The 504-nt window shown below is 81.9% G+C and carries 1 protein-coding gene; it reads left to right on the plus strand.

Features of this window, described 5'->3' with window-relative positions; translation table 11 throughout:
• On the plus strand, window positions 1-504 hold a 504-nt coding region (locus ABEB16_RS20755; RefSeq protein WP_345714084.1), incomplete at both ends, for a D-alanyl-D-alanine carboxypeptidase.

The following is a 504-nucleotide window of genomic DNA, read 5'->3' on the forward strand; positions in this document are numbered from 1 at the left end:
GGACGTCGATGGCCCCCGCGGTGGCGATCATGCCCTCGCCGGAGCGGACGTCGGTGCCCGGCCCCCTCACCCGCCGCCCGCTGCCCACGGCCACCCCGCTGCCCACCGCCCCCGCGGCCGCCGTCCCCACCACCGGGGCACCCGACGTGCTGGCGGCCCTGCCCGCCGACGCGCCCGCCGCCACCGCCGAAGGGGTCGCCGCGGTCGTCGGGCCGCTGCTGGCCGACCCCGCCCTCGGTCCCGGGCTGGGCGTCTCCGTCGTCGACGCCACCACCGGTGAGGCCCTGCTCGACGTCGGGGCCGGTGCCGCGCGCGTGCCCGCCTCCACCGCCAAGGTGCTCACCGCGGCCGCCGCCCTGCGCGCCCTCGGACCCCAGAACCGGCTGCGCACCCGCGTCGTGACCGGCACGGCGCCGGGGGAGGTCGTCCTCGTCGGTGCCGGTGACGTGCTCCTCGCCGCCGGGGCCGGGGACCCCGGCGGCGTCGGCGGCCGCGCCGTGGTCG

Origin of the sequence: Kineococcus glutinatus, from assembly GCF_039542765.1 — a bacterium.
Lineage (GTDB): Bacteria > Actinomycetota > Actinomycetes > Actinomycetales > Kineococcaceae > Kineococcus_A > Kineococcus_A glutinatus.